This window comes from Streptomyces sp. NPDC046716, from assembly GCF_040645755.1.
Taxonomy (GTDB): Bacteria; Actinomycetota; Actinomycetes; order Streptomycetales; family Streptomycetaceae; genus Streptomyces.
In genome coordinates this window covers 93784-119790 of sequence record NZ_JBEYYU010000012.1, presented here as the reverse complement: position 1 = coordinate 119790, position 26007 = coordinate 93784, and the positions used below count along the sequence as shown (strand labels likewise).

The following is a 26007-nucleotide window of genomic DNA, read 5'->3' as shown; positions in this document are numbered from 1 at the left end:
TGACCAGTACGGGAGGGTCCACTGGACAGCAACAGGCGCGACACGCGCACCAGTGGCCAGCAAGAGACAGAGCAGTGGGTTCCCCTGCCGCACCACCAGGAGGGCGTACCGTGCACCGCCGGCACAACGGGCTGAAGACCGCCGTACTCCTCGGAGGGCTCTCCGCCCTCATCCTCGTCATCGGGAGTTTCTTCGGTCGTACGGGGCTGATCATCGGCCTCGTCATCGCGATCGGGACGAACGCGTACGCGTACTGGAACAGCGACAAGCTGGCCCTGCGCGCGATGCGGGCCCGTCCGGTCAGCGAGTTCGAGGCGCCCGCCCTGTACCGGATGGTGCGCGAGCTCTCCACGCAGGCCAGGCAGCCCATGCCCCGGCTGTACATCTCGCCGACCGAGGCGCCGAACGCGTTCGCGACGGGCCGCAATCCGCGCAATGCCGCGGTGTGCTGCACCGAGGGCATCCTGCGCATCCTGGACGAGCGCGAGCTGCGCGGCGTCATCGGGCACGAACTCAGCCATGTCTACAACCGCGACATCCTGATCTCGTCGGTGGCGGGCGCCCTCGCCTCCGTGATCATGTTCCTGGTGAACTTCGCCTGGCTGATCCCGGTCGGCCGTTCCAACGACGACGACGGACCCGGCATCTTCGGGATGCTCCTGATCATGATTCTGGGACCGCTCGCCGCATCGCTCATCCAGCTCGCCATCAGCCGCTCGCGCGAGTACGAGGCCGACGCCTCCGGCGCGCAGCTGACCGGCGACCCCCTGGCCCTGGCCAGTGCCCTGCGCAAGCTGGACGCGGGCACGAAGCAGCTGCCGCTGCCGCCCGAGCCGCGGATCGAGACGGCGAGCCACATGATGATCGCCAACCCCTTTCGCCCGGGCCAGGGAATGTCGAAAATGTTCTCCACACACCCGCCGATGGCCGAGCGCATCGAGCGGCTGGAGCGAATGGCAGGAGGCCCCCGCCGGTGAAGACCGTCCTGAACGTCATCTGGCTCGTCCTGAGCGGCTTCTGGCTGTTCCTCGGTTATCTGCTGGCAGGCGCACTGCTCTGCATCACCATCATCGGCATCCCCTTCGGGATCGCCGCCTTCAGGATCGGCGTCTACGCGCTGTGGCCCTTCGGGTACACCACGGTCGAGCGCAGGGACGCCGGCGCGCCCTCCTGCGTCGGCAATGTGCTCTGGCTGATCCTGGCGGGCTGGTGGCTGGCGCTCGCCCACATCTTCACGGGCATCGCCCTGTGCGTGACGATCATCGGCATCCCGTTCGGCATCGCCAACTTCAAGATGATCCCGATCTCCCTCCTGCCGCTCGGGCGTGACATCGTCCGCACGGACCAGCCGTTCGCGGCCCGGTAGCACCCCGCCCGGATCACCGCGGTTTCCGCGCAACCAGAACCGGCCTACTTGTCGTCTTTCAGGGCAGTAGTGGATCAAGGGACGGCGACGTCGTCGCAGGGCCCACCCACATCAACGCCCCACGAAAGAAAGGCAGTCACGGCATGGGCATCCTCAGCTGGATCATCCTCGGCCTGCTCGCCGGTGCCATCGCCAAGATTCTGCTCCCGGGGCGCGACCCGGGCGGCCTGGTCGGCACCACGCTCATCGGCATAGCCGGCGCCTTCATCGGCGGCTGGATATCGGCCCAGTGGCTCGACCGCCCGGTCAGCAAGGACTTCTACGACGGCGCGACCTGGGTCTCCGCGATCGGCGGCGCCCTCGTGCTGCTGATCCTCTACCGCATCTTCTTCGGCAACTCCCGCGAGCGTCACTGACCCTGCCGCGCCCCGTCGTGCGCCCCGCGCTCCGGGGCGCACTTCTGTTGTGCCAAGGGGCCTTCGCACAACCCCTCCTGAGCATTCGTGAGGTCTCTCCACGGAACCGTGGGGCTCCGGCCATCCGTTGTGGAAGCATTGGAGCAACGGGGGAGGTGGAAGCGCGGGGCCCGAGCCAGGGGAGCCCCGCGTGACGCGTATGGAGTTCTTCACGGACGGGGTGCTCGATCCACAGGCGTGCGGGGACCGGCGGACCGCCGCCGTCCTGACCGCGGCCGCCCAGCGGGCCGGCCGGCGGTTACGCCCCAGCGATGTGGTGCACGCGGCGCTGACCGGCCGCGACGCCGCGCTGCTGTCCGCCCTGGACGTGGCACTCGTCGACGGGGCGGCACCGGGCCACCTGCTGGAGGCCATCGACGTCTACAACCCCCCGGGCGCGGCCTACGAGTTCGACGGCTCGCCCGACCGGATAGCACCCGAACTGCTCTCCGCGTTAGAGGAGTTCACCGAGACCGGGGCCGGTGTCGAGCCTGAAGGCCCCGCGGTCCTCGATCTGCTCCTCGCCTGTGTCCTCGCCCACCCCGACGAGCAGGACCGCGCCTTCCTCGGCGGCGTCCTCGACCTGCCCCGCGCCGCCGAGGCGTTACGCCGCCGGGTGCGGGTCCGCGGCGAGGCACCACACGAGGCGTTCGACGAGAGCTCGGGCCGGCTGCGCTCCGAAGGGTTCACCGCCGACGCCTGGACCGTCCTCGAGCAGGCCGCCGAGCGGGCCGCCGCACTCGGCTACGACCGACTCCTGCCACCGCACTGCCTGCTCGCCCTCCTCGGCGAGACCGAGGGCCTGGCCGAGCGCCTGCTGCGGCTCCAGCTCCCGCCCCAGATCGGCCTGGTGAAGGCCGTCGAGCTGATCTCCGCCGCGTTCCGCCTCTCCGAGCTGCCCCGCCCCGAGCCACCCCGGCTGCACCGCGACGACTGCGCGGAGGCACTGGTCGCCCTGCTCGCCGCGGCCCGCCGCACCGCCGCCCTCTGGGACGCCGACCGGGTCGACACCCCGCACCTGCTCGCCGCCCTCCTCGACGACCCGCCGCAGCGCCTCGCCGTCGTCCTCTCCGCGGAGCCGCTCCGCCTCGACCTGGACCGCCTGCGCGCCCACCTCGCGGAGAACCTGCGGGCGCGCCGCACCGCCGCCCCGCGCGAGTCGGCGTACAAACTGCCCGCCTTCCTGCCGCCCGCCGAGGACCTCACCTGGCAGGCGCCCGACGAGAAGCCGGCCCGCCACCTCGACCGCTACTTCGACCCGCTCTGCCGGGCCCTGCACCGCTCGGAGAGCAACCACGTGCTCATCACCGGCCTTCCGGGCGTGGGCACCACCACCCTGCTGCGGGAGCTGGCGCGGCGCGCGGCGGCGGACGAGATCCCCTTCCTGCGCCGCAAGAGGTTCCTGCGCGTCGACTGCCGGGACATCGCGGAGGAGGAGAGCGCCGCCCAGCTGGCCGGGCTCATCGGCCATGTCGAGGGCCGCACCGACCTGGTGGTCTGCGTGGACGGGCTCGGCCCGCTGCTGCGCGGCCCGCGCGGCACCACCCACGTCCTGGAGCTGCGCCGCGCGCTCGCCGAGCGCCGCCTCCACCTGGTCGGTGTGCTCTCCCCGACCGACTACGAGGACCTGCTCGCCGCCGACCACGAGCTGCGCGACCTGACCAGCCGCATCGACATGACCGAGCCCGACCGCGACAGCGCCCGCGACATGGTGCGGCAGACGGCGGACTCGCTCGCCGAGGAGTTCGGCGTCCAGGTCGAGGACCGCGCCGTCGACCGGGCCGTCGTCCTGGCCGGTGAGTTCATCGCCCACCGAAAGCTGCCCCAGTCCGCCGCGCGCGTGCTGCGCCGCGCCTGCGAGGACCTGCACTACGCGCGCGACCGGCTCGACGACCCGCGCTCCGCGGTGACGTACGACGAAGTCATCGACGTGGTGGCCGAGTTGTCGGGTGTCCCGCGCGGCCAGCTCGCCGGAGCCGCCTCCGGCGACGACACCCGGGTCGACTACGAGACGGCGCTCGGCGCCCGCGTCGTCGGCCAGGAGGCGGCCGTACGCGTCGTCTCCGACCAGCTGCGCCGCATCAAGGCGGGCCTCGCCGACGCCGGTTCGGGCCCGGCGGCGGTGCTGCTGTTCGCCGGGCTCACCGGCGTCGGCAAGACCGAGCTGGCCAAGGCCGTCGCGGGCCTGTACTCGGCGTCGAAGCGGCTCCAGACGTACTCGATGGGCAACTTCACGGAGCCGCACAGCGTGGCGGGCCTCATCGGCTCCCCGGTCGGCTATCACGGCCACGACCGAGGCGGCCGCCTGATCAACGAGCTGAACGCGGACCCGTACTGCGTCTTCCTCCTCGACGAGGTCGAAAAGGCCCACCCTGAAGTACTGCGCCCGTTCCTCAATCTCTTCGACGAGGGGTGGATCTCCGACCAGCGCGGTGTGAAGGCCCACGCCGACCGCGCCATCTTCGTCCTGACGACGAACGCGGGACACGAACTGATCTCCCACGACGCCCCGTTCCGCAGCGACCGGGAGATCGCCACGGCCGTCGCCGAGCGCCTTGCGGCCCTCCGCCACCGGCAGGGCGAGGCCGTCTTCACCCCCGAGTTCCTGGCCAGGATCGACCGCGTCGTCGTCTTCCGCCCGCTCGGCCGGGAGGCGATGTACGGCATCGGGCGGCTCATCGTCGAGCGGCGGCGCGCGCACTGGCGCGAGCGGCTGGAGAAGGACCTCGTCGTCTCGGACGAACTGGTGCGCTACGCGGCCGGGCTCGGGCACGAGCAGGACGTCGCCGCCCGCGGCAGAGAGGGCGGCAGGATCATGAACGCCCTGCTGACCGACCTGGTGGACACACCGGTGCTCGCCCTGCGCGAGGAGCGTCCCGGGGAGTTCCGCGAGGCCGCCCGCATCGTGGTGACCTGCGCGTCCGCTCCCGCGCGGGAGGACCCGTTCGCGGACCCCGTGGTGCGGCGCACCGAGATCGAACTCGTACCGCCGGACGACGGATCGGACCGGGACGCCTCGTCGGCGGACGTGCCCGACCTGGCCGACTCGACCGATCCGGCCGCCCCGGACGATCTCACGGCCGCTCGCGCGGACGTGCCGGAACCGCGGGACGGGTCCGACGTGTCCCACGAATCGGCGCGCTGGGCCGCGCGGACCAAGGGCGGGGAGGCGCCGTATGGAGACGGCTGACACCGACCTGCGGGAGCTCGTCGGCCGGGTGATCGACGGACGCTATCTGCTGCGCGAGTGGATCGGCGGCGGCGGATTCGGCGCGGTGTTCCGCAGCGAGCAGTACGTCCTGGGCCGCGCCGTGCGCCCGGTCGCCTGCAAGGTGTCCCGGCGGCCCGATCTGACCGAGCAGAGCGCGGGCGAACTCTTCGCCGACGTCCTCGTCCTCGCCGACGTCATGGGCACCATGACCGATCTGGAGGCCCGCCGCCACCTCGTCCATGTCTACGACGCGGGCCTCGCCCGGGACCTCGGCGGCCGCGCCTACCTCGTCATGGAGTACGTACAAGGCGGCACCCTGGCGGCCGAGTTCGCCCGCATGGAGCGGGTGCCGCCGCGCCTGATGGTGAAGTGGGCGCGGCAGGTCGCCATCGCGCTGCGCGGGCTGCACTGCCTGCTGCCGCCCCTGCTGCACCGCGACCTCAAACCGGACAACGTCCTGCTCGGCCAGGACCGGGCCGTCCGCCTCATCGACTTCGGGCTCGCCGCCCGGATGCGCGCCGCGGGCCAGGCCCCGGGCGTCGCCGGCACAAACCGGTACATGGCGCCGGAGACCGCCGCGGGCGCCAGCCTGCCCGCGTCCGACCTGTACTCGCTCGGCCTGCTGATGTACGAGGGGCTGACCGGACGCCGGCCTTACGAGCACCTCGTCGTCCCCCTCGACCTGCCGGAGCGGGTGCTGGGGGAGTGGCTCGTGGAGGCCAAGCGCAAGGCCCCGCCGGTGCGCCCGTCGTCCGTGGAGGCGGCGGTGGCCTCCGAGCTGGACGAGATCGTCATGCGCTGCCTGGAGCTGCGGCCCGAGGACCGGTTCCGCGGTGCCGACGAGGTCATCGCCGCCCTCGACGCCCTGCCCGGGCCCGGACACGGCGGACGCGCAGGCGGCGCCCCCGCGCCGCCTCCGCGCGGCCTGGCCGAACTGACGCAGGCCCGGCGCACCTTGCGGGAGGGCCGGCCCGCCGAGGCCGTCGACCTGCTGCGGGTGGTGCTCGGTCGGGGCAGCGCCCCGCGCGAGTTGCTGCCCGCGCTCCTGGCCGAACTGGCACGGGGGCACGAGGAGTTGGGCGAGCACGCCGCGGCCGCCACCCAGTGGGCACAGGCCTACGAGTCCGTACGGGGCGGGGCGCGCCCGCCGGACGGCCTGAGCCGCGAGGGCCTCGCGCGCCACGCGGAGCAGGCGTTCCGCGCGGCGGGAAACAGGTTCCAGGCCGGTCACTTCGCGCGGCTCGCGCGGGACGGGGGGTGAGGGATGGAGCCGGAGCGGTCGTTCCGCAAGTCCCTGTCCTTCGTCGGACGCCTGGAGAACGCCTGGGCCGCCGCACTGAAGGAGACCGATCGGTGGCACGCGCTCGCCCGGATGCGGGATGTCCTCAAAGGGTTCGAGGAGCGGCCGGAGCAGACGGCCCCGCTGTGGCCGCCGTTCCAGGAGTCGTTCCTGGGCGACCGGTTCGGCCCGCTGCTCACCGTCGACGACCTGGGGCGTCTGGCCGGTCTCGGTGAGCGGATGGCCCAGGACGGCCACGTCGCGCTGCAGCGGTCGTGGATCCCGCTGGCCCGCGCGGTCCTGCGCCGCGGCACCCCCGACGACCGGGCCTGGGGCATCGTCCTGCTCACGCGTCTGTACCGCGCCCCACAGGTGGACGAAGAGGCGCGCGGAGGCGCGGCCGAGGCCCTGGTCGAGGCGGCCGCGGACAACGACTCGGCGCTCGACGTCTACGCCGACCTGCTCGGCCGCCACGCCCGGCCGCCGGCCGCCGTCCTGAACCACGTACAGCGACTGCTCGCCACCGACTTCGACGACCCCGTCGCGCGCGTGGAGCGGGCCGCCGCGCTGGCCGCGCGTCTGTCCACGGCGCGGCCCGGCGCCCCCGTCACCGACCGCGCGCTCGGCTTCGCGGCGCTCCTGCTGCACGGCCGCCCGGCCGACGCCGTCCGGCACTTCGAGTCCGCCTGCCGGGCGAACCCCGCCGACCCGGTGGCGGTGCACGGCCTCGTCGCCGCCCATCTGCAAGCCGGTGCGCACCTCCGGGCGAGGGAGGCGGTCGCGGGCCGCGAGGCCGGGCTGACGGCCCGCGTCTGGCAGATCGTCGACCTGTGCCGGACGCTGGCCTGGCTGGACGACGACACCCTCGTGACCGACGCGGCGCAGCAGCCGCTCGACGCGGCCCGGCTCGCCGAGATCGAGGAGGGGCCGGACACCGCGCCCTGGGTGCGGTACGCGCTGGGCCGCCGCCAGTTGCTCGAAGGACGCGCGCGGGCGGCCGGCCAGACGCTGACGGCCGTCGCCACGGCCCACCCGCACCGCGCCGACCTCGCCTACCACGCGGGGTGGGCCCGGCTCCTGGACGGCCGCCGCAAGGAGGCCGCCGACGCCCTCGCCGCCACCGATGCGGGCCTCTCGTGGCCGCTGCTCTGCCTGCTGCTCGACGCCGATCCCGACCGTGCCGTCCCGGCGGACGCCCAGGAGCGGCTCGCCGCCGGGGCGGGCGGGCTTGCGCCCGTCGTGCGCGCGCGGCTGCGGATGGCGCGGGGACGGCGGCCCGCCGGGGACCTGCCCGGCTGGGACCGGCTCGACCTCGCCGGGTGCACCCTGCCGGACCGTCTCGAAGCGCTGCGCACGATGCTCGCCGCCGAGGTGCAGCGCGGGCGCCCGCGCGAGGTGGACCGGCTCCTCGGCCTGCCCCTCTTCCGACGACTGCCGCGGGCCGAACAGCGGCTGTGGGAAGGCGTCGCGGCCCAGCCGGACGATCCGCACCGGGCCGTCCGGCTCCTCGTCGAGGCGCACGCCCTCGGCCGCGACCGGGCCGCACAGGTCCGCGCGGCGGCCGAGCTGGCCGCAGGGAACCCGGCGGCGGTGCACTCCCTCCTGGAGGGCGCGGTCGGGCGCGCCGCCGAACTGCTGCGGGCCCGCGCCGAGATCCTCCAGGGCAGGACCCGCGCGGCGGAGCGGCGGTTGCTGAGCGACCCCGTATGTCATGTTCCGCGCGCACGCTACGAGTTGGGGCTCATCGGGCTGCACAGGGCGGCCGTGCACTGGGCGACCGGCGCGGCCGAGGCGGCGCAGCAGGAGGCCGAGCAGGCCGCCGCCCGGCTCACCGACGCCGCACTCACCGGGCAGGACGCGGTGCCGTCCGTGCCCCCGCACGCCCGCGAGCTGGGCCAGGCCGCACGGCTGCTCGCCGAGCGGGCGCTGTACCCCGGCCGGGGGCGCGCTCCGTGGCGGGTGGTGCGGCATCGGCCGCAGTACGCGCGCGTGCTGGGGCTCGCCCAGCTGCTGGCCGAACCGGAGGGTACCGAGCCGGTGCTCGCCGAGGCCCTGGCCGAGTGGACCCCGGGGGACGAGGCGCCGGGGCTGGCCGCGGCCCTGGCCCGCGCCTGCGCTCTCGCTCCCGATCCGGATCCCGACGGGGTGGAACTGCTCGCCGAGTTCCGCGACCGTCATGCCCTGCCCGCGGTTCGGGGCGGCACCGACCCGCTGGCGGTGCTGACCGCGGCGGCGGACGCGCTGGGTACGGAGGGGAGGGAGGCGGCGGTACGGGTGTTGCGGGCGGAGGGCGGTGCCGCCGGTCCGGCCGGAACTGCCGCGCCGGACGCCGTTCCCGACGGACCCGACGCCCGGGCCGCGGGGGCCGCGCAGGACGACCCCGCCCGGCAGGCCGCCGAGTTCCTGGCGCATGTCCTGGAGGGCGGAGCCGGTCGCGGGCTGCCTCCGGCGGACGGGCTGCCCGGCCTCACGGCGCCGTTGCTGACCGCGCAGGCGGCCGCCCTCGCCGGCGCCGACCTGGCGGGCGCCGCGACCGTGCTCACACAGGGCCTCGCCGACCTCGACCCGCTCGACTTCGCGGGCCTGCTCGACCTCGGCGCCGTGGTGCCCGCCCTGTGCGCCCGCGTCGCCCGCGCCAAGCGCCGCGACGCCCGTGCCGACGCCCTGGCCGCCATCGTCCGTGCCCAGGCGACCGCCCTCCTCACATCCGACGGCGCCCCCGGCCCAGGGGGGACCGCCGCTGACTGGCAGGGGGCCGGCTCCGACAGGCAGGGCACCGCCCCCGATTCACGGGGGACTGCCGCTGGCCGTCGGGGGTCTGGCTCGGATCAGCAGGGGACTGCCGCTGGCCGTCGGGGGTCTGGCTCGGATCAGCAGGGGAGGGCCGCTGGCCGTCGGGGGTCTGGCTCGGATCAGCAGGGGAGTGCCGCTGGCCGTCGGGGGTCTGGCTCGGATCAGCAGGGGAGGGCCGCTGGCCGACAGGAGTCCGGCTCGGACCAGCAGGGGACCGCCGCTGACCGTCGAGGATCCGGCTCCGCCCCGCAGGGAACCGTCGCTGACCGACGGGAAACCACCCTCGACTCACAGGGGATCGGCTCCGACCGACAGGGAACCGCCCCCGGCCCACGGGGAACCGCTTCCGCCCCGCAGGAAACCGCCGCTGACCGACAGGGAACAGCCCCCGACTCACAGGGCACCGCCCCCGACCGGCAGGGCACCGCCCCCGACTCGCAGGGCACCGCCCCCGACCGGCAGGGAATCGTCCCCGGCCCACGGGAAACCGCTCCCGCCCCGCAGGGAACGGCCCCCACGCTCCGTACCCTCGCCCACTGCGCCGTGGCCCTCGGCGACCACGCCACCGCCGACGACCTCTGGCAGCGCATCCTCGCGACGGCCGCACCAGGGGCCGCCGAGCGCGAGCAGTACGGCGCCTATCTGTGCCACCGCGCGGTCACCGTCCACACGGCCGGGGACACGGCCACCGCCGTCACCCTGCTGCACCGGGCGGCGCGGCACCTCCCCGCCGACCACCCCGTCCACCACCACCTGGCGGACCTGATCCGCGACGACCGCATGGACGCCCTGCTCGCCGCCCTGTTCCCCGGCGCCGTGCCCGACTTCGAGCGGCGCGGCCGATACCGCGTCATCGAGGCCGCGGCGGAGCCCTACCCGGCCCTGTGGCGCGCCCTGGAGCGCGACGAACCGGTCGCCATACTCCGTGAACTGGCGGCCCTGCTCGACATCGGCGACCCCGACGACCTCGCCCTGCCGCACACCCTTGCCGTCCTGCACCGCGAGGAGGCCCTGGCCGCCCTGGCCCGCGGCAGCGCCCCAGGACCCGAACTCACCGCGGCCACCGCACTGTGGACCCTCCTCCTCGCCCACCCGGCGTTCTGGGACCACGCGCGCGTGTCCGACGCGGCGGCCGCCGCGGACCTGCGCCGCGAGCTCACCGACGAACTCCTCGGCCTGCACCGGCTGCACGGCGCCCGCGCCCTCGACGCCGGCCGCCCGGCCGACCTCGCCGCTCAACTGCGCGCGCTGAGAGCCGTCCGCAAAGGCCCCCGCGCCACCCGGGCGCTCCTCGCCGGCGGGCCGCTCGCCGCGGCGGTGCCCGACGGAGTGGACCCGGACCTGTTCGACGCTGCGGCCGCGCGCGCGGGCCGGCTGCTCGACGACTGGGCCGCCGACCTGGTGCGCACGGCGACCGAGCGGGTCGACGACCCGGCCGCCGTCGAGGGCCTGCCCGTCGGCGTCGACCGGGATTACGAGGCGGGCATCCAGCTCCTGGACACCGCGATCCAGCACGGCTTCGCACCGGTGCCCGTGCTGTGCGCCGCCCTGGAGTGGCACAACCAGTGGCAGTTCGGTCTCTACCGGCTCAGCGACTGGGACGCCGTCCGAGCGATCCTGGCCAAGGCGATCCCGTACGCGGACCAGCTCGCCGGACTGGCCACCCCCAACCGCCCGCACCTGAAGGAGAACCAGGTCCTCGGCTTCCATTTCCTGGAGCGCGGCCTGCTCAACGGGCGCAACGAGGAGGCGGTCCGCTTCCTGGAGCAGGCCGCGGAGTGGGACCCGGGCAACCAGGAGGTGGGCCGGTTCCTCGAGTCGCGCCGCGCGGACCTCGTCTTCGTCCCCGTACGCGATCACAACACCGCCGCCCGCTACGACGAGGCGCTGGCCCTCCTCGACGAGATCCCCGACACCGAGGACGTCCACAAGACCCACGTCCAGTTGCGGGTCAACGCCCTGTACGGCAAGGGCAAGCGCGAGCTGAGAGAGCGCGATTTCGACGTCGCCGAGCGGTGCCTGCGCGAGGTCCTCGTCCTCGCCCCCGAGGTCACCGACGACCCCAAGCTGGTACCGGACACCAACCAGGCCCTGTCCGCGCTGCTCAACAACCGCGCGGTGGTCTTCATCAACGTGGCCAACACGGCACCGGCCGGCGACACCGAGGCGCTGCTCGGCCTGGTCGCCGCGAAGCCGCTGCTGCGCGAGGCCCTCGACCTCAACCCCGCCAACACGACCGCCGGGGAGAACCTGACCCGTGCGGAGGAGATGATCAGGAGATTCCTGAGATGAGCACGGCAGACCGCCGCCCCAATCCCTTCCATGTCCTCGGGCTGCCCTCCGACGCCGACGAACAGAGCATCGTCGAGCGGGCCGAGGACGGCATCCGCACGGCCGGCAGCGAGCAGGAACGCGCCCTGTACGACTGGGCGATGCGCGAGCTGATCGGGCATCCGCGCACCCGGCAGCGACATGCGCTGACCGAGCCGCCGGGCACGGGTTACCGGGATCGCGCCTGGGACGCGTTCGCGCGGCGCCATCGGACGAACCCGGCCGATCTGCGCGGCCACCGCCTCACGCCCGACGCCTTCGATCTGCCCTCTGCCGTACGGAGAGTCGTACGGGAACTGCACCGGCCCGTGCCCGACGCGGCGCGGGCCGCCCTGGACCGCCCGGCGACCGACGCCCCGGGCTCGGAACTGGAGGCCCGCGATGTCCTCTTCGGCTGACCGGATCGCCCTGGACTGGAGCGAGTTCGCCGAGCGCGCGGTGCCCGAGGGCGGCGACGAGGCGGTCTCGCCGCAGGCCGAACTCGCGGGGGTGCTGCAGCGCCGCCACGAGGACCTGAGCGCGGCGCGCGGCGAGGCGGCGCGGGCCGCGTCCGGCGCGCGCGACACCGTCTTCGAACTCGCCTCTCTGGTGGGCAGGTTGGAGCAGCTGATCGCGGCCGGGGAACAGGCCCTCGCGGACAGCGGCCAGGCCCGCCTGCATCGCAGACTGCGCATCCTCAAGGAACAGATGCTGCAAACCCTGCGCGACGACGGCGTCGAAGTCCGCGACCCCCTGGGCCTCCCCGCCGACGAGGTCGCCGACTGGTCCGACCCGGTCGGCTGGCGCTACGGCCCCCAGTTCACGTCCGAAACGGTCGCCCAGACCGACGAACCGGCCGTCTTCCACCACGGCGCGGTGGTCCGACTGGCCCGCGTCTTCATGGGCTCCCCGGAACCGGGCGTCCCGGACCAGCAGGGGGACGCGGAGGGGCAGGGCGTGGCCGAAGCCGCATCTCCGGCCGCGGGCCCGCCTGGATCCTCGGCCGAGGGCTCGCCTGCATCTCCGGTCGCGGGCCCGCCTGGATCTCCGGCCGCGGACCTGCCCGCATCCTCGGACATGGCCCCTTCCGCATCCTCGGCCGCGTCTCCGCCTGCATCCCGGGCCGCCGACCCGCTCGTATCCCCGGCCGCGGGCCCCGGCCCGGACACGGCCCCGGCTCTCGGCGCGGCTCCGGGCGAGGGGCCCGGCACAGTAGCGACCTCAGCGGCAGAGACCGCCCCGGCCGAGCCTCCCGGCATGGCCCCGCCCCCGGCATCGGCGCCGGGCACAGACTCGGCAACGGCCCGGCCCACCGACTCGTCCCCACTCTCCGGACCAAACCCCGACGCGATCCGGGCCCTCGACGCGGTCCCGCCCCCAGAAGCGGCCTCACCCTCCGAACCGGCCCCCGCCACGGCCCAGCCCTCCGCCACGGTCCAGCCCCCCGCCACAGCCCCACCCCCAGAACCGCCCCCCACCGAAGCCACCTCCGCACCCACAACCCCACCCACAAAGCCACCCGCGCCCCCCGTCGCACCCCCTCCCTCGGGATCCGCCACCCCCACCCCGACCAAGCTCTCCGAAACGGACAACGACGCATGACGCAGCAGATCGTGAGCAAAGCCGTCGGGATCGATCTCGGCACGACGAACAGTGCCGTCGCGGTGATGGACCCCGCCGACGGCGACATCATCATTCACCGCGACCCGGTCACGAAGTCGTCCACGACGCCCAGCTGCGTATGGCGTTCCCCGGCCGGCGGCGAACTGGTCGTGGGCCGGAAGGCGTTCGCTCGCAAGGGCAGCACCCCGGAACCGGTCACCTCGGTGAAGCGCCTGATGGGCACGCGGACGACCGTGGACCTCGGCGGCGAGCGGCACACCCCCCAGCAGGTGTCGGCGTCGATACTGGCCGAGATGAAGCGGCAGATCGAGGACGACGTCGCGGCGTTCGACACCGAGGGCGTGCGCTGGATCGTGGACCGGGCCGTCGTCACCGTCCCCGCCTATTTCGACCAGCCCCAGATCGACGCCACCCGCGAGGCGGCCGAACAGGCGGGCCTGGAAGTCCTCGGCCTGCTCCACGAGCCCACGGCGGCCGCCAGCCACTACTGCTGGCGCACGGCGACGCAGAACGGCACGTTCCTCGTCTACGACCTGGGCGGCGGCACCTTCGACGTCAGCGTCCTGCGCTGCACCGCCGGCACCTTCGAAGTCCTCGGCATCAGCGGAAACAACCGCCTCGGCGGCGACGACATCGACGCAGCCATGGCCCGCCACCTGCAGAAAATGCTCCAGGCCGACGGCTACGCGCTCGACCTCGCCCCCGAGAAGGACCCCGAGGACGCGCTGCGCTTCAGCCAGCTGAAGATCCTCGCGGAGGGTGCCAAGAAGGCCCTGTCCGAGCGCACCGACTACATCCTGCGCGACACCGGCCGCCTCACCGATCAGCAGGGCGAGCCGGTCGTCATCGAGACTCTGCTGGAGCGCGCCGAACTCGACGCGGTGGCCCGCCCGTTCATCGAGCGCACCTTCACCTACTGCGACGAGGCCATCGCCCGCGCCACCGACCGCGCCGGCATCACCCTTGCCGACGTCGACCACATCATCCTCGCGGGCGGCTCCACCCACATGCCGCTGGTCCGCCAGATGGTCACCGACGAACTCTGCGGCACCCCCGCGCCCGGCTCCCCGCGCCAGATCAGGGCGGCCTGCGCCGGACCGGTGTACGAGCAGGTCGACACGGTCGTCGCCCTCGGCGCGGCCGTCCGCGCGGCAGCCGTCGGCGGCCTCTCCGTCTACGACGCCGAGCGCACCGTCCGCGTCTCCTTCCACGGCACCGCCACCACCGGCCGCGCCACCACCTCCGTCGGCGGCACCGTGAAGGCGCTGACGGACGGCCTCGACCTCACCGACGGCCAGGTCCGCCTCACCACGGCCGGCTTCGAGGACCAGACCGACCTCTCCGCCGAGGGCGCCTTCGCCTTCCGCGACGTCCCCGTACAGCCCGACGCCGAATCGAGCCTCACCTTCGAGGTCTACGACGCCTACGGCGACCTGCGCGCCACCGCGGGCCGTCAGCTCGCCCACACCTCCGGCGAAGTGCGCCCGACCGGCGGCACCGGCGGCGCCGCGATCACCGCCAAGGCCGTCCTCATGGAGGTCGACTACGGCGATGGCCGCACCGGCCGCGAAGAGCTCGTCCCGGCGATGCAACAGCTGCCGTACGAGAGGCCGTTCGAGTTCGCGCACCCGGGCAAGGAGCGCGTGGAGCTCCGCCTCTTCCAGCAGAGCGTGCCCATCCAGGTGATCACCGTCCTCGTACCGTCGTCGACGCCGCGCGGCACGGCGATCCACCTCAACGTCGCCATGTACGAGAACGCCGCGATCGCCGTCCGCGGCTCCATCGGCGAGATCTCCTTCGACGTCCCCATCGAACTGCCCGTCGAGCGCGAGATGCCGAGCGAGGCGGAGACCGCTGCGCTCTACCAGCGGTTCAAGGAGAACCTCGGCTACCTCGCGGCCGGCCCGCAGAACACGGCGAAGGCCCAGTGGGCCATGGCCGAGCGCGCCTTCCAGGAGGCCAAGCAGAGCGGGGACGTGCCCGGCGCCGTCCACGAGTTCCGGGAGATGGAGCAGATCGCCGACGCCGTCTCCCGGTCCGGCGGCGAACTCCAGCCGCCCAAGCGGGACTTCGACGACCTCGTCGCCGACTGCCAGGGCCTCCACGCCCACCTGGTGGAGAACGGCGTACCGGAGGGCAAGACCTTCGACGCCCCCGAGATCGCCCGCGGCATCGAGGAGCAGCGGCTGCGCGGCGAGCAGGCGCACGCGGCCGGGGACCAGCGCGCGTACGGCGAGGTCATCCAGCGGTTGCAGCGCGTCTTCGGCTACTTGCAGGGCCTGCTGCGCAGTGAGCGGACGGCCGCCGAGATCCCGCCCGCGGTCCGCGCGAGCGCCCAGTTGCAGGCCGACCTCAAGGGCACCGAGGAACTGATCCGGGTGGCCGAGGCCACCGGCCGCACCGCCGAGTCCCGCGAACTGTCCGACATCCACCACAAGCTGCGCCTGCAGGAGGCCAGGATCGCGGCCGACCCGGAGGGCGTGCTGCGCGACATCAGCAAGATGAACGCCCGGCTGCGCCAGCTCGCCCGGATGCTGATCGACGTCGACGGCGGCAGCGACTACGGCGTCCCGATCCTCCTCCAGGGCGGCGGCCCGGGCAGCGGGAGGCACCAGTGACGGCGCCCGCCACGCCGACGGTCGCGGTCGTCTGCCCCATCCCGCGCTGCCGTGCGCACAACGACGCGGCGGCCGAGAGCTGCGGCCGCTGCGGCACCCCGCTGCGCGCGTACGTGCGTCTGGGCGCGCACACCGCACGGCTGTTCAACGACGGTCTCGCGGCGGCCCGGGACGGCGACTTCGCGGCGGCCCGCGATCGGTTCGCGGCGATCGTGCACTGGTGCCCGCACGACGCGGAGGCCCGCAGCGCGCTGGGCCTGGCCTGCTACGAGCTGGGGGACACGGCCGAGGCCCGCCGCCAGTGGCAGCAGGCCGCGGCCCGCCGCCCGCAGGACCGGACGGCGCGGGCGGGCCTCGCGCTGCTCGACACGGCTGACGCCGCTAGTGCGGATCCGCCGCCCCCCGCAGCGCCTGAATGAGCAGTTCCGGCTCCACGCCCAGCTTGTGCAGCAGCTTGCGGGCCGTGGAGTCGTCGTCGGCGAGGAGTTCGATGAGCAGCGCCTCCTCGCCGACGGACGTGCCGGTCTCCGCCGCCTGCGCGGTCAGCCGCTCCAGCTTGTCGCGGGTGCGCCCGTAGAACTCGCCGGTGCGCGGCCGACCGAACCGGGCCATCCTGCGGTACGCCTCCCGGCCGTCCTCGCCCTGCTCGGCGAGCGCGCCGCGCAGTACGTCGCTGCCGGCCACGGCGAACGCCTGCAACAGCAGACTCGTACTGATCCGCTTCTCGCCCGTCGCCGCGAGCAGCCGGGCGCTGCGCACCGCCGCGGCGGCCCCCGGGCCCAGCGCGGACAGGTCGAGCCTCCGCTCCTCCTCGCCGGCCCGCTCGGTGGCCGGCGCCGTGGGGGAGAGCAGCAGCTCCGGCCGCACCCCGCACACCTTCAGCAGCTCCGCGCAGTTGCCGCCGCCGGTGTCCAGGAACGCCACCGCGATGTCGTCGACCCCGACGATGTCCCGCCCGTCGGCGGCGGCGGCCGCGTCGGCACCCTCGACGACCCGGGCGATGGTGTCGGAGAAGGCGATCCGCCCGCTGCCGTTCCGCGCGGCCGGGTCAGGGGCCGGGGCCTCGACGGTCGTACCGCCGGCCCGGGACGCACCGTTCGTCCCCGTAGCACTCACCGACGTATCGAGACCGCGCCACTCCCCACTGTCCCCGGAGCCGGAGCCGGAGCCGGAGCCGGACCCGGCGCCGGAGCCGGACCCGGCGCCCGCTCCATCGCTGGCCGGCGCATGGCTCTGCACCTGCTCCAGCAGCGCCGTCAGCTGCTGCAGCCGCCGGGCCCCGATCCGGGCGGCGGCCCGCCGGCGCACCTCGTCCGTGTGGAGCAGCGCGGTGAGCAGGTCGACGGAGGTGATCAGCCCCCGCATGGCCCCGAACCGCCGTGCCTTGCGCAGCAGTTCGACGGCCTGCGGCGAGTACCGCGGCCGCTGCCGCGCGTCACCGGGCGGCGACGGTGGCGGTGGCGCGTCGTCGGCCGCGGTGATCTTCACGCTCGGATCCCCGTACAGTACGAACGAGGCCCAGGTCCCGTCCCCGGCCCCGGCCAGCTCCGCCCGCGCCCCGCGCACCGCGGCGCCGGCCTCCGCGTGCTCGCTGAGCTGCTTGTAGAAGGCCTCCGCGAACTTCAACGCGCTCGCGTCGCCCACCGGAGTGCGCGTCCCGACCACGGTCTTGGCCCCCATCAACATGAACGACATGCAGGCGTTCATGGTCTGCGCGGCCTGGGCCAGCGCGCGGGAGCCGGGTTCGAGGGTGGCGGACGCGGTCGTGCAGCCGTTCACGAACACGATGGGCGGTGCGCCGCGCCTGGCCAGCGGCTGGAGCGCGTCGAGCCCGATGAACTTCCGGTCGTGCACCATCAGCCCGGCGGCGTCCGGCTCACCCGACACATGCCCCGAGTAATGGAACAGGTCGTACGGACGGACCTTGTCGGCCAGCTCCCCGACGACCCGCGTCATGCTCGCCTCGGCACCGCTCAGTACGGTGCACTCCACGCCCCGCCCGGCCAGCCACTCGCTGATCCGCGCGATCTCCTCGCGGGCGGAGGCCAGGTCCCCGAGGGTGTCCCCGACCACGAGCGCCCGCCGGATCCGGTCGCTGCTGCGCCCGTCGACCACGAACCCCTCGACCTTGGCCCGCCGCCCGATGTCGTGCGTGAGCCCGAGGAACTCGTTCTCGTCGTGCAGCAGTTCCCACGGTACGAGCGTCTCGTTGCTCTGCACCAGCAGCGGCCCGGTGGCCTCGCGCAGCCGCCGTACGAGGTCGAGCCGGCCGGTCTGCGGGAACAAGGCGTCGTACAACTGCCCGCCCAGCCGCGCCAGTTCCTCCCGCAGCGCGTCCGCGTCGTCGGGCTCGGCGCACTTCACGGCCGCGTCGATCTCCTTGCAGAACCCCTTGACCAGGTCCTGACTGACCGGAACGGTGTGCTCCTGCTCCAGCGGGCCGACCAGCGACCCGTCCCCCGAGCGGAGTTCGTACGAGTACTGGGTGCGGCCGGGCCGTAACTCGGTGACCCGCACCTGGAGGGTCGTCATCATCGGGCGGGCCCGCCGGACGGGCCGACGCCACCGCCGCCGGCCGTGCGGTGCCGGTCGTAGAACCGGGCGATCGCCTCGTCGGTGGCCCGCTCGGAGGGGTGCACCAGCTCCAGGGTGTCCCCGTCGAGCGTCACCCGGACCCGCGGGACGGCCTCCTCGTCGGCCGAGGTGACGGCCCGGCGCGCGGCCGCCGCGTGCCGCCGCGCCATCCACTGGCGCACGGTCTCCACGACGGCGACGACGTTCCCGACCCCGCCCACGATCAGCGTGGCCACCTCCACCAGCTCGGCGACGCGCTGGTCGGACTCCGGCGCGGTCAGCAGTGTCCGCTCGACGCGGGCGGCCCCCGCGGCCGCCAGCGCCTCTCGCAGACCCGCCAGCTCGGCCGCCGAGGGATCGGGGCCGTACAGCTCGAGTTCCAGCGTCGCCCCTCCCGGCTCGGCGGTCCCGGTCGCTCCAGTGCTCATGCCTACCTACCTCCAAGCCCTGCCCCGCGGGCAGCGGAAACAGCAGTGCCACCAGCGTGACACCACGCCTCTCAGCAGACCATCGCATCGCGCCGATCGCCCTTGTTTCCCCGCAAGTTGACGCGGACGGGCGGGGCGCATGAGAGGAGGGGCGGCACCCACGGGTGCCGCCCCTCCGCACAACCGGTCCGGTGACCGTCGCGTACTGGATCTACCGGTAGTTCACGAACTGCAGCGCGAAGTCGAAGTCCTTGCCCTTGAGAAGCGTGATGATGGCCTGCAGGTCGTCACGGCTCTTGGAGCTGACCCGCAGCTCCTCGCCCTGCACCTGCGCCTTGACGCCCTTGGGGCCCTCGTCACGGATGATCTTCGCGACCTTCTTGGCGTTCTCCTGGGAGATGCCCTCCTCGATGGAGGCGAAGATCTTGTACTCCTTGCCGGACAGCTGCGGCTCGCCGGCGTCCAGGGACTTCAGCGAGATACCGCGCTTGATCAGCTTGGACTGGAAGACGTCGAGGATGGCCTTGACCCGCTCCTCGGAGTTGGCCTCCATCAGGATCTTCTCGCCGGACCAGGAGATGGAGGCGCCGACGTTCTTGAAGTCGTAGCGCTGCGAGATCTCCTTGCCGGCCTGGTTGAGGGCGTTGTCGACCTCCTGCCGCTCGACCTTCGAGACGATGTCGAAACTGGAGTCGGCCATGTCCTGTGGCTCCTTGTATCGGGGTTGTGACGACAGCGGACCCGGCACCGGCCGGACCCTGGACGGGTGCGCACCGCTGAGCCGCACCCGGCGCCAAGCCTAGCCACCGCCCCGTCCCCGCCCGTCGATCAATCGGGTGGCGAAGCACCCCTGTCCATCGGGTATTGTTTACGTCGTTGCCAACGAGCACCGCCGAAAGGCGAGGCGCAGGCAGCAATCCCAAGGCGGTGTGCCCGAGCGGCCAAAGGGAGCAGACTGTAAATCTGCCGGCTCAGCCTTCCCAGGTTCGAATCCTGGCGCCGCCACAGGAAGGCAAGAAGCCCCTGATCTGCTGTTTCAGCAGGTCAGGGGCTTCTTCTTTTGTGCTTCGGACTCCGGTGCCTCTGCCCGGGTTCTTGGTGGGGCGGCGTCCGCAGCGGCAGGTATCGGTCGCAGCTCGCGGCCGCGGGACACCCGAGGACTCACAGGCATCGGCGAAATGCCGACCCGGCAGACCGCGCCGTGAGCTCTGCCCGCTGCCGGAGCCGTCCGAAACCCGCGCCGAAGACCGTGCCCGCTCAGCCCCTTGCGGCCTGGCGGAATGAGTACGGCTCAACGTGCGTACCGGGTCCTCCAGGGAGAAAATGCACATCACACACCCGCCTGTGCGGTGAGGAGAGGTCATGGACGACTACCCGCTGCTCGACACGTTCCTGACGATGCTGTTCTTCTTCCTGTGGATCATGTGGCTGTTCCTGCTCTTCCGCGTGATCATGGACATCTTCCGCGACCACCAGCTCAGCGGCTGGGGCAAGGCCGGCTGGCTCGTCTTCTGTCTGGTGCTGCCCTTCCTCGGCGTCCTCGTCTACGTCATCGTGCGCGGCCGCACCATGGGCGAACGCGACGTCCAGCAGGCGCAGCAGCGCGAGAAGGCGTTCAAGGACTACATTCGCGAGACCGCCGCCTCCCCCGCGGAACCCAGCGCCACCGACGAGCTCTCCCGCCTGTCCGGCCTGCACGACGCCGGGAAGCTCACCGACGACGAGTTCCGGCAGGCCAAGACCAAGCTCCTGGCCTGAGGCCCGCCCGCGGCTCCGCTAATTCCGTTGTCCAGTACACGTCCCCCTGGCAAGATCGCCCCGCGGTCGGCACGACGGGTGTCGCCGTCTCTTCTTGTCTGCTCGGGATGCCCAGGTGCTGCCGGTCAGATCTTCTGCGCCTGAAAGGTGCCTGAATGACCTTTGTGAGCGGTTCTGCTCTTCGTTTTGCCTCCGTGCCCGGCCCCGGTGCCGAGCTGGATCAAGTCCTGGCCCTGTCCTCCACCGAGCCCGTGCGGCGGCTGTCCACCGACGCGTACCGGGAGGAGCTGGCCCGGCGGCAGTACCGCCCGGAGTGGACCTGGGCCGCCTGGAGCCCCGACGGCCGGGTGCTGGCCCGTGCCCTGTGGTGGGGGCAGAGCGACAGCGCGCACCCGCTCGCCCTCGACTGTCTCGCGACGGCTGACGAGGTGCCGCCCGCCGAGCGCGCCGAGCTGGCCGCGGCGCTCCTCGACGCGGGGCACCGGGCCTTCCGCGAGACGGGCGCCGAGGCCCCGCCGCTGTACAACCTGCTGCACCTGCCCGGCTCGTGGCGGGACGACCCCGAGCACGTCCCCGCCGTGGCCTGGCGTCAGGAGGCCGCCCGCCGCGCCGGACTGAGCGTCGAGGTGGAGCGGCTGCAGTTCGAGTGGACGCCCGAGGAACCCCTGCCCGCCGCGCCCGAGCGGTTGGTGTTCTCCCCGGAGCCCGACGACGAGGTCTTCCTCGAAGCGATGATGCGGGTCGCCGAGGGCTCGCTCGACGCCCACACCGTGGAGAGCGAGACGGCCAACGGCCGCGAGGTCACCGCCCGCGAAAGCCTGGAGTTCTATCTCGACCGGCCCGGCAAGCGGGAGTGGTGGCGCCTCGCGCACACCCCGGACGGCGCCCTGGCCGGCCTCGCGATCCCCTCGGCCACCCCGTACCACCGCAACGTCGGCTACCTCGGCGTCGTCCCGGAGCTGCGCGGTCGCGGATACGTGTCCGAGATCCTCGCCGCCATCACGCGCTTCCAGGCCGAGGACGGGGCGGACCGCATCACCGCCACGACCGACCTCGGCAACGGCCCCATGGCGGCGGCGTTCGCCCGCGCCGGTTATCGGAACACGGAAATCCGGATCAACTTCTCGGCTCCGGCGGAGTAGGGCACGGTAGGGCACCACTCTCTTTTTCGCCTCCGCTCAATGCGGAAAACATCGCTTTTGCGATGAATGGCGAGCCCCGTCATGTGGCCATGCTCCGTATTTCTCTGCTCCAGGAGAATGAATGAGGGCGAGGCGGACGTGACGTTTCTCCTGGCGATCGAGTTCAGTGCGTTCGACGGGCCGCACGCGGCGTTCCGTCGCTCCACTGTTCACATGGGAGAAATGATGATCCGCAAGGTTCTGGCCGGCGTCGCCCTGACGACCGCCGCCGCGGCTGCCACCGTCGGTGCCGCCGGTGGCGCCTCCGCCACCACCGGTGGCCCGCAGGCCGAGACCATGACGAGCGCCGCCGAGGCCAACGACGCCGCGCGCGCCGCTGGTGAGACCGGCTACGCCACGGGCTCGACGGAGTTCGCCACCGACCACGGCGACGTCACCATCGCGGGCGACCCCGGCGGTGTGGCCAACGCCTACGGTGCCCCGTTCGTGAACGTCGACCTGCGCTGCGCCGTCCCCGCCACGCAGGGCGTCGGCGGCAACGTGCTCGGTGGCCCCGTCGCCGCGTGCGACACCGCCCCCGTCGACCAGTTCGACGCGCCCGAGCGCATCCTCTGACCTCCCGTCAGGGTCCCTTCCGCACCCTCCGGTGACCAGGGCGGCGGGGCCCGCCGAGTCCGCGTTCCCTCCTTGCGCGGACGACGTGGGCCCCGCCGCTCGTCGCTCTCGGTACGGAAATGCCGTCGAAGGGGTGACGTTGAGTGAAGAGAGCGTCGCACTCCGGCTATCAATGGGGGCCTCGACAAGCCCCACCAAGGAGGCCCCCATGTCCGTCCTGCCCCCCAAGCCCCTCGCCGTGCTCGGCACCGTCACCGGCGCCGCGCTGCTCCTGCTCGCCGCGCCCGCCGCGGTCGGCGCCGCGGAACCGGCCGAGTCCGTCACCGTCACCCCGACCGGCACGGTCGCGGCGGACGGCACCGTGACGCTGACCGGCACCTACCGGTGCACCGCGGGCCTCGCCCCGGTCTTCGTCTCGGCCTCCGTCCGCCAGACGTCCGACGGGCCGCGGCGCGGCATCGGCGGCACCCTGGCCGACTGCGACGGCCGCGAACACACCTGGCAGAACACGGGCCAGGTCCCCGTCGGCACCGTCGAGCCGGGCGCCGCCCAGGTCGAGGCGACGGTGATGGAACTGCGCCCGCAGGGCGGTCTGCCGCTGCCGCACTTCCACGCCTCGCGCGAACAGTCCGTGACACTCACCGCCGCCACGGACTGACGGCGGCGGACACCGGAGAGCGCCGCCGGACAATTCCGCGCAAGAAATGCAGGCGCCGATCACCGAATACGGACACAGAGGACGCCGCGGGTGAATGCGGGGAGATAATACGGAGGTTTCTCCGTGCCCGTCCCGGAGTTTTTCCGCGCGTCCGTCGTCCGGTGAATTCGGAAAACATCCGGGCTCCGCGATCATGAGGATCGCGGAGCCCGAAAAGTCTCCGATATCGGCCCGGCGCGGCCCCCGGACCGACACCGCGCCCGACTCCGTCCAGGGGTATCACCGTGTGCCCGCGACGATCACCGCGCAGACTGAACCCATGCCGACCACAGCGCGCCGCCGAAACTGCCCCGAGTGCCGTCGCGACATCGCCGTCGTCGCCGGCCGCTTCGCCCGCCACGATCCGCCCGGCGCACGCGACGCGGGTGAGCTCGTCTCCTGCCCGGGCTCCCGCCGCCAGGCCCAGCTCGGGGCCGTGCAGGACGCCCTCGACGGATACGTCGTCCCGCACGTGCCCGGGCAGATGCCGCTGTTCTGAGCCGGCGGTCCGTCCGGGACGGCGGTACGGGGATCAGTTCCCGGCGATCGACTTCACCGCCACCGAGACCGGCGCCGAGCCCGAGACCAGCTCCAGGGTCAGCCCGGCGGTGGCGGGGGTGTCCACCAACTCGGCCAGGACGGCGGCCACGTCGTCGCGCGGCACGGACCCGCGCCCGGTCGACGCCTCCAGCCGGACCAGGCCCTTGCCCGCGTCGTTCGTCAGCGAACCGGGCCGCAGGACCGTCCAGTCCAGGCCGGTGCGGCGGCGTACGTCGTCGTCGGCCGCGCCCTTGGCCCGCAGGTACGCGTCGAAGATGTCGTCGCCCTCGTGCGCCGCGTCCGCGCCCATCGACGACACGATGACGTACCGGCGCACCCCGGCCCGCTCCGCCGCGTCCGCGAACAGCACGGCGGCGTCCCGGTCCACGGTGTCCTTGCGGGCGACCGTGCTGCCCGGACCCGCACCGGCGGCGAAGACGGCCGCGTCGGCGCCCTGCAGATGGGCCGCGACCTCCTCCACGGACGCGGACTCCAGGTCGCACAGCACCGGCTCCGCACCGGCCGCCCGCAGGTCGTCGCCCTGCTCGGCCTTGCGGATGATCCCCGCGACCTCGTTGCCGCGCGCGGCGAGCAGACGCTCCAGCCGCAGCGCGATCTGACCATGACCACCAGCGATGACAATGCGCATGATTCCGACCGTACGCCCAGCGCGGGCGGTTGACCGCGCAACCATCTCCGCGGCCGTACGCCTACGCGCGCGCAGTGGCGAAAAGCTGTCACGCGCGCAGTGGCGAAAAGCCGTTACGCGCGCGGGAGCGAAAAAGCCGCCACGCGCGCGGAGTTGCCCCGCCGTCAGGACCCGCCCGCGCCGCCCGCCTACGCCGGTCCGCTCCCGCCCCCGTGCTTGGCCGCCCGCCCCTGCCGCGGCAGGTCCAGCGCCACCGCGGCCGCCGAGTCGCAGTACTCGCGCACCGCACTGGTCCGGGCCACCACCCGCCCCCGGTGCACCACGATCCGGCTGTACGCCAGCGACAGCGCCCCCGCGAGCCGGTCGCCCCGCACGGCCAGCAGCTCCGCGGGGAACCCGGCCTCCACCCGCACCTCCGGCAGCCCGAGCGCCGCCCGCGCCGCCGAACTCACCGCGTCGTACGCGTCCTCGGGCCGCAGCCCGTACCGCGAGGCCAGCAGATAGGCGGCCTCCAGCGGATCGCCCCGGCCCACCGGGTTCGACACGTCCCGCATCGCTCCGCTGCCCGCGGTCACCCGCACGCCGCCCGCCCGCAGCAGCCGGACCGGCGCGACGCCGCGCCCGTCCACCCCGGCGCAGCCGCCCTGCGGCAGGCAGGCCACCGTCACGCCGGCCGCGGCGAGCCCGTCGACGGCCCGCCGCACGGCCTGCGGGGGCATCCGCGTCAGACCGCCGAGCGGGCCCACGACGACCCCGGTGCGCAGCCCGCCCGCGGCGGCCGCGAGCCGTCCGAGCCGCGCCGGATCGGCGCCGTCCGTGTGCAGATCGACCGGGCAGCCGTGCTCGGCGGCGACCTCGAGCACCGCCTCCACGTAGCCGGTCGGATCGGGGTCCAGGTCGGGGCAGCCGCCCACCACGGAGGCGCCCATCTTCAGCGCGTCCCGCAGCATCGCGAGCCCGTCCGCGCCCGCTACCCCGGTCAGCAGCCGCGGCATCGCCACCGTCCGCAGATCCGCGAGCCCCACCAGCGAACGGCGCGCCTGGAGCACGGCCTCCAGCGACCCGAGCCCCTCCAACTCGCCGAGCCGCACGTGCGAGCGGACCGCGGTGGCCCCGTGGCCGAGCTGCAACAGGGTCGCCTCGGTGGCCCGGCGCTGGACCTCCTCGGCGTCGTGGGACACCGGGCCGTCGCCGTCCGCCGACAGGGCCGTGTCGCCGTGCGCGTGCGGCTCCGCGGGCGCGGGCAGCAGCAGGTAGCCGCTCAGGTCCACGCGCGAGCCGTGCGCGGTGAGACTGCCGGCCGTGCCGACCGCCTCGATGCGCCCGCCGCCCAGCCGCACGTCCACGGTCCTGCCGTCGGTGAGCCGGGCGCCGCACAGCAACAGGCCGGAGCCGTCGGGCGCGTCGTCGGGGGAGCCGGGGGAGCCGGGCGCGGGGGGCTGCTGCGGCGGGCTGTCGGGCATCGCGCTCCAGAAGCTCGGGAACCTGATCGCGGGAACCGGATCTCAGGAACAAGATCACGCGGAACGGGTCGAGCCTAGGACGGCGACACGCGCGCTTCGAGGAGCGCCGCAATAGTCGTACTGATGGGGTCCCAGGGGTCCCTGAGCCGGTCGGGGCAGGGGGCCGCTGTTCCCGGCGGCCGGGCCCGCGAAACGGATTTGGGCGATCGGCGCGCAACCGTGTAATGTCTTCCTCGCTCGCCCCAATAGCTCAGTCGGTAGAGCGTCTCCATGGTAAGGAGAAGGTCTGCGGTTCGATTCCGCATTGGGGCTCTGGTACACACACCGCTCGCGGTGCGCGTATCAAAGCGGTGTAGCTCAGTCGGTAGAGCAAGCGGCTCATAATCGCTGTGTCACCGGTTCAAGTCCGGTCACCGCTACTGACAGTAGCCGATTGTGGGGTCGGTCCTTCGATCGGCTACTCTTCTATGCGTTATTCCAGTCCCA

General features: G+C 73.4%; 20 protein-coding genes and 3 tRNA genes. 18 read left to right on the top strand and 5 right to left on the bottom strand.

Features of this window, described 5'->3' with window-relative positions; genetic code table 11:
• Positions 1 to 110: 110 nt before the first annotated feature.
• From htpX to ABZ930_RS12295, 10 genes are all read left to right on the top strand, one after another.
• Positions 111 to 977: a zinc metalloprotease HtpX gene (gene htpX, locus ABZ930_RS12340; protein ID WP_361545610.1), complete on the top strand. Its 867-nt coding sequence runs from the start codon at positions 111 to 113 to the stop codon at positions 975 to 977.
• Positions 974 to 1366 carry a YccF domain-containing protein gene (locus ABZ930_RS12335; RefSeq protein ID WP_353944145.1) on the top strand — a complete coding sequence of 131 codons (393 nt, stop codon included), beginning with the start codon at positions 974 to 976 and terminating at the stop codon, positions 1364 to 1366. Before htpX ends, ABZ930_RS12335 begins: the two co-directional genes overlap by 4 nt.
• Positions 1367 to 1509: 143 nt before the next feature.
• Positions 1510 to 1782: a GlsB/YeaQ/YmgE family stress response membrane protein gene (locus ABZ930_RS12330; RefSeq protein WP_361545607.1), complete on the top strand. Its 273-nt coding sequence runs from the start codon at positions 1510 to 1512 to the stop codon at positions 1780 to 1782.
• A 199-nt stretch (positions 1783 to 1981) separates the two neighbouring features.
• Complete coding sequence (locus tag ABZ930_RS12325; protein ID WP_361545719.1) at positions 1982 to 5011, top strand: AAA family ATPase; 3030 nt, start codon at positions 1982 to 1984, stop codon at positions 5009 to 5011.
• Positions 4998 to 6293 carry a serine/threonine-protein kinase gene (locus ABZ930_RS12320; protein WP_361545604.1) on the top strand — a complete coding sequence of 432 codons (1296 nt, stop codon included), beginning with the start codon at positions 4998 to 5000 and terminating at the stop codon, positions 6291 to 6293. Before ABZ930_RS12325 ends, ABZ930_RS12320 begins: the two co-directional genes overlap by 14 nt.
• A gap of 3 nt (positions 6294 to 6296) precedes the next feature.
• Positions 6297 to 11396: a hypothetical protein gene (locus ABZ930_RS12315; protein WP_361545601.1), complete on the top strand. Its 5100-nt coding sequence runs from the start codon at positions 6297 to 6299 to the stop codon at positions 11394 to 11396.
• A complete protein-coding gene (locus ABZ930_RS12310; protein WP_361545598.1) occupies positions 11393 to 11833 on the top strand; it encodes a hypothetical protein in 441 nt (146 codons plus the stop codon). The genes ABZ930_RS12315 and ABZ930_RS12310 overlap by 4 nt, the downstream gene beginning before the upstream one ends.
• A complete protein-coding gene (locus ABZ930_RS12305) occupies positions 11817 to 13016 on the top strand; it encodes a hypothetical protein (RefSeq protein WP_361545595.1) in 1200 nt (399 codons plus the stop codon). The genes ABZ930_RS12310 and ABZ930_RS12305 overlap by 17 nt, the downstream gene beginning before the upstream one ends.
• Positions 13013 to 15655 carry an Hsp70 family protein gene (locus tag ABZ930_RS12300; protein WP_361545592.1) on the top strand — a complete coding sequence of 881 codons (2643 nt, stop codon included), beginning with the start codon at positions 13013 to 13015 and terminating at the stop codon, positions 15653 to 15655. The genes ABZ930_RS12305 and ABZ930_RS12300 overlap by 4 nt, the downstream gene beginning before the upstream one ends.
• Positions 15652 to 16074, top strand: a complete 423-nt coding sequence (locus ABZ930_RS12295; RefSeq protein WP_361545589.1) for a tetratricopeptide repeat protein — start codon at positions 15652 to 15654, stop codon at positions 16072 to 16074. The genes ABZ930_RS12300 and ABZ930_RS12295 overlap by 4 nt, the downstream gene beginning before the upstream one ends.
• On the opposite strand, the gene ABZ930_RS12290 is transcribed toward ABZ930_RS12295, so the two are convergent.
• From ABZ930_RS12290 to ABZ930_RS12280, 3 genes are all read right to left on the bottom strand, one after another.
• Positions 16037 to 18190, bottom strand: coding sequence for a CHAT domain-containing protein (locus ABZ930_RS12290; protein WP_361545587.1), 2154 nt, complete (start codon positions 18188 to 18190; stop codon positions 16037 to 16039). The two genes, ABZ930_RS12295 and ABZ930_RS12290, sit on opposite strands and share 38 nt — an antisense overlap.
• Positions 18187 to 18657 carry a hypothetical protein gene (locus ABZ930_RS12285; protein ID WP_361545584.1) on the bottom strand — a complete coding sequence of 157 codons (471 nt, stop codon included), beginning with the start codon at positions 18655 to 18657 and terminating at the stop codon, positions 18187 to 18189. The genes ABZ930_RS12290 and ABZ930_RS12285 overlap by 4 nt, the downstream gene beginning before the upstream one ends.
• Positions 18658 to 18868: 211 nt before the next feature.
• Complete coding sequence (locus tag ABZ930_RS12280; RefSeq protein WP_361545581.1) at positions 18869 to 19357, bottom strand: YajQ family cyclic di-GMP-binding protein; 489 nt, start codon at positions 19355 to 19357, stop codon at positions 18869 to 18871.
• Positions 19358 to 19580: 223 nt separating this feature from the next.
• Here ABZ930_RS12280 and ABZ930_RS12275 point away from each other — a divergent pair.
• The 6 genes from ABZ930_RS12275 to ABZ930_RS12250 all read left to right on the top strand — a co-directional run bounded on the left by ABZ930_RS12275 (position 19581) and on the right by ABZ930_RS12250 (position 23368).
• Positions 19581 to 19662 (top strand) — tRNA-Tyr (locus ABZ930_RS12275).
• Positions 19663 to 20019: 357 nt separating this feature from the next.
• Positions 20020 to 20415 (top strand): SHOCT domain-containing protein, encoded by a 396-nt coding sequence (locus ABZ930_RS12270; RefSeq protein ID WP_361545578.1) that lies wholly within the window; start codon positions 20020 to 20022, stop codon positions 20413 to 20415.
• A 194-nt stretch (positions 20416 to 20609) separates the two neighbouring features.
• Positions 20610 to 21557 carry a GNAT family N-acetyltransferase gene (locus ABZ930_RS12265; protein WP_361545575.1) on the top strand — a complete coding sequence of 316 codons (948 nt, stop codon included), beginning with the start codon at positions 20610 to 20612 and terminating at the stop codon, positions 21555 to 21557.
• A gap of 213 nt (positions 21558 to 21770) precedes the next feature.
• On the top strand, positions 21771 to 22172 hold the full coding sequence (locus ABZ930_RS12260; RefSeq protein WP_361545572.1) for a hypothetical protein: 402 nt from the start codon (positions 21771 to 21773) through the stop codon (positions 22170 to 22172).
• 208 nt (positions 22173 to 22380) lie between these two features.
• On the top strand, positions 22381 to 22830 hold the full coding sequence (locus ABZ930_RS12255; protein WP_361545569.1) for a DUF6299 family protein: 450 nt from the start codon (positions 22381 to 22383) through the stop codon (positions 22828 to 22830).
• 319 nt (positions 22831 to 23149) lie between these two features.
• Complete coding sequence (locus ABZ930_RS12250) at positions 23150 to 23368, top strand: hypothetical protein (RefSeq protein ID WP_351458315.1); 219 nt, start codon at positions 23150 to 23152, stop codon at positions 23366 to 23368.
• Between the two features lie 33 nt (positions 23369 to 23401).
• Here the strand turns inward: ABZ930_RS12250 and ABZ930_RS12245 are convergent, their stop codons facing one another.
• Complete coding sequence (locus tag ABZ930_RS12245; RefSeq protein ID WP_361545566.1) at positions 23402 to 24058, bottom strand: SDR family oxidoreductase; 657 nt, start codon at positions 24056 to 24058, stop codon at positions 23402 to 23404.
• 188 nt (positions 24059 to 24246) lie between these two features.
• Positions 24247 to 25521 (bottom strand): amidohydrolase family protein, encoded by a 1275-nt coding sequence (locus ABZ930_RS12240; protein WP_361545563.1) that lies wholly within the window; start codon positions 25519 to 25521, stop codon positions 24247 to 24249.
• 239 nt (positions 25522 to 25760) lie between these two features.
• Here ABZ930_RS12240 and ABZ930_RS12235 point away from each other — a divergent pair.
• Both ABZ930_RS12235 and ABZ930_RS12230 read left to right on the top strand, forming a co-directional pair.
• Positions 25761 to 25833: transfer RNA gene (locus ABZ930_RS12235), tRNA-Thr, on the top strand.
• A gap of 34 nt (positions 25834 to 25867) precedes the next feature.
• Positions 25868 to 25940: transfer RNA gene (locus ABZ930_RS12230), tRNA-Met, on the top strand.
• Positions 25941 to 26007 lie beyond the last annotated feature (67 nt).

Coding starts and splice junctions, on each gene's coding strand:
- ABZ930_RS12330 (WP_361545607.1), top strand. CDS start 1,510: ATGGGCATCCTCAGCTGGATCATCCTCGGCCTGCTCGCCGGTGCCATC.
- ABZ930_RS12325 (WP_361545719.1), top strand. CDS start 1,982: ATGGAGTTCTTCACGGACGGGGTGCTCGATCCACAGGCGTGCGGGGAC.
- ABZ930_RS12320 (WP_361545604.1), top strand. CDS start 4,998: ATGGAGACGGCTGACACCGACCTGCGGGAGCTCGTCGGCCGGGTGATC.
- ABZ930_RS12315 (WP_361545601.1), top strand. CDS start 6,297: ATGGAGCCGGAGCGGTCGTTCCGCAAGTCCCTGTCCTTCGTCGGACGC.
- ABZ930_RS12310 (WP_361545598.1), top strand. CDS start 11,393: ATGAGCACGGCAGACCGCCGCCCCAATCCCTTCCATGTCCTCGGGCTG.
- ABZ930_RS12305 (WP_361545595.1), top strand. CDS start 11,817: ATGTCCTCTTCGGCTGACCGGATCGCCCTGGACTGGAGCGAGTTCGCC.
- ABZ930_RS12300 (WP_361545592.1), top strand. CDS start 13,013: ATGACGCAGCAGATCGTGAGCAAAGCCGTCGGGATCGATCTCGGCACG.
- ABZ930_RS12290 (WP_361545587.1), bottom strand. CDS start 18,190: ATGATGACGACCCTCCAGGTGCGGGTCACCGAGTTACGGCCCGGCCGC.
- ABZ930_RS12285 (WP_361545584.1), bottom strand. CDS start 18,657: ATGAGCACTGGAGCGACCGGGACCGCCGAGCCGGGAGGGGCGACGCTG.
- ABZ930_RS12280 (WP_361545581.1), bottom strand. CDS start 19,357: ATGGCCGACTCCAGTTTCGACATCGTCTCGAAGGTCGAGCGGCAGGAG.
- ABZ930_RS12270 (WP_361545578.1), top strand. CDS start 20,020: ATGGACGACTACCCGCTGCTCGACACGTTCCTGACGATGCTGTTCTTC.
- ABZ930_RS12260 (WP_361545572.1), top strand. CDS start 21,771: ATGGGAGAAATGATGATCCGCAAGGTTCTGGCCGGCGTCGCCCTGACG.
- ABZ930_RS12255 (WP_361545569.1), top strand. CDS start 22,381: ATGTCCGTCCTGCCCCCCAAGCCCCTCGCCGTGCTCGGCACCGTCACC.
- ABZ930_RS12250 (WP_351458315.1), top strand. CDS start 23,150: ATGCCGACCACAGCGCGCCGCCGAAACTGCCCCGAGTGCCGTCGCGAC.
- ABZ930_RS12245 (WP_361545566.1), bottom strand. CDS start 24,058: ATGCGCATTGTCATCGCTGGTGGTCATGGTCAGATCGCGCTGCGGCTG.
- ABZ930_RS12240 (WP_361545563.1), bottom strand. CDS start 25,521: ATGCCCGACAGCCCGCCGCAGCAGCCCCCCGCGCCCGGCTCCCCCGGC.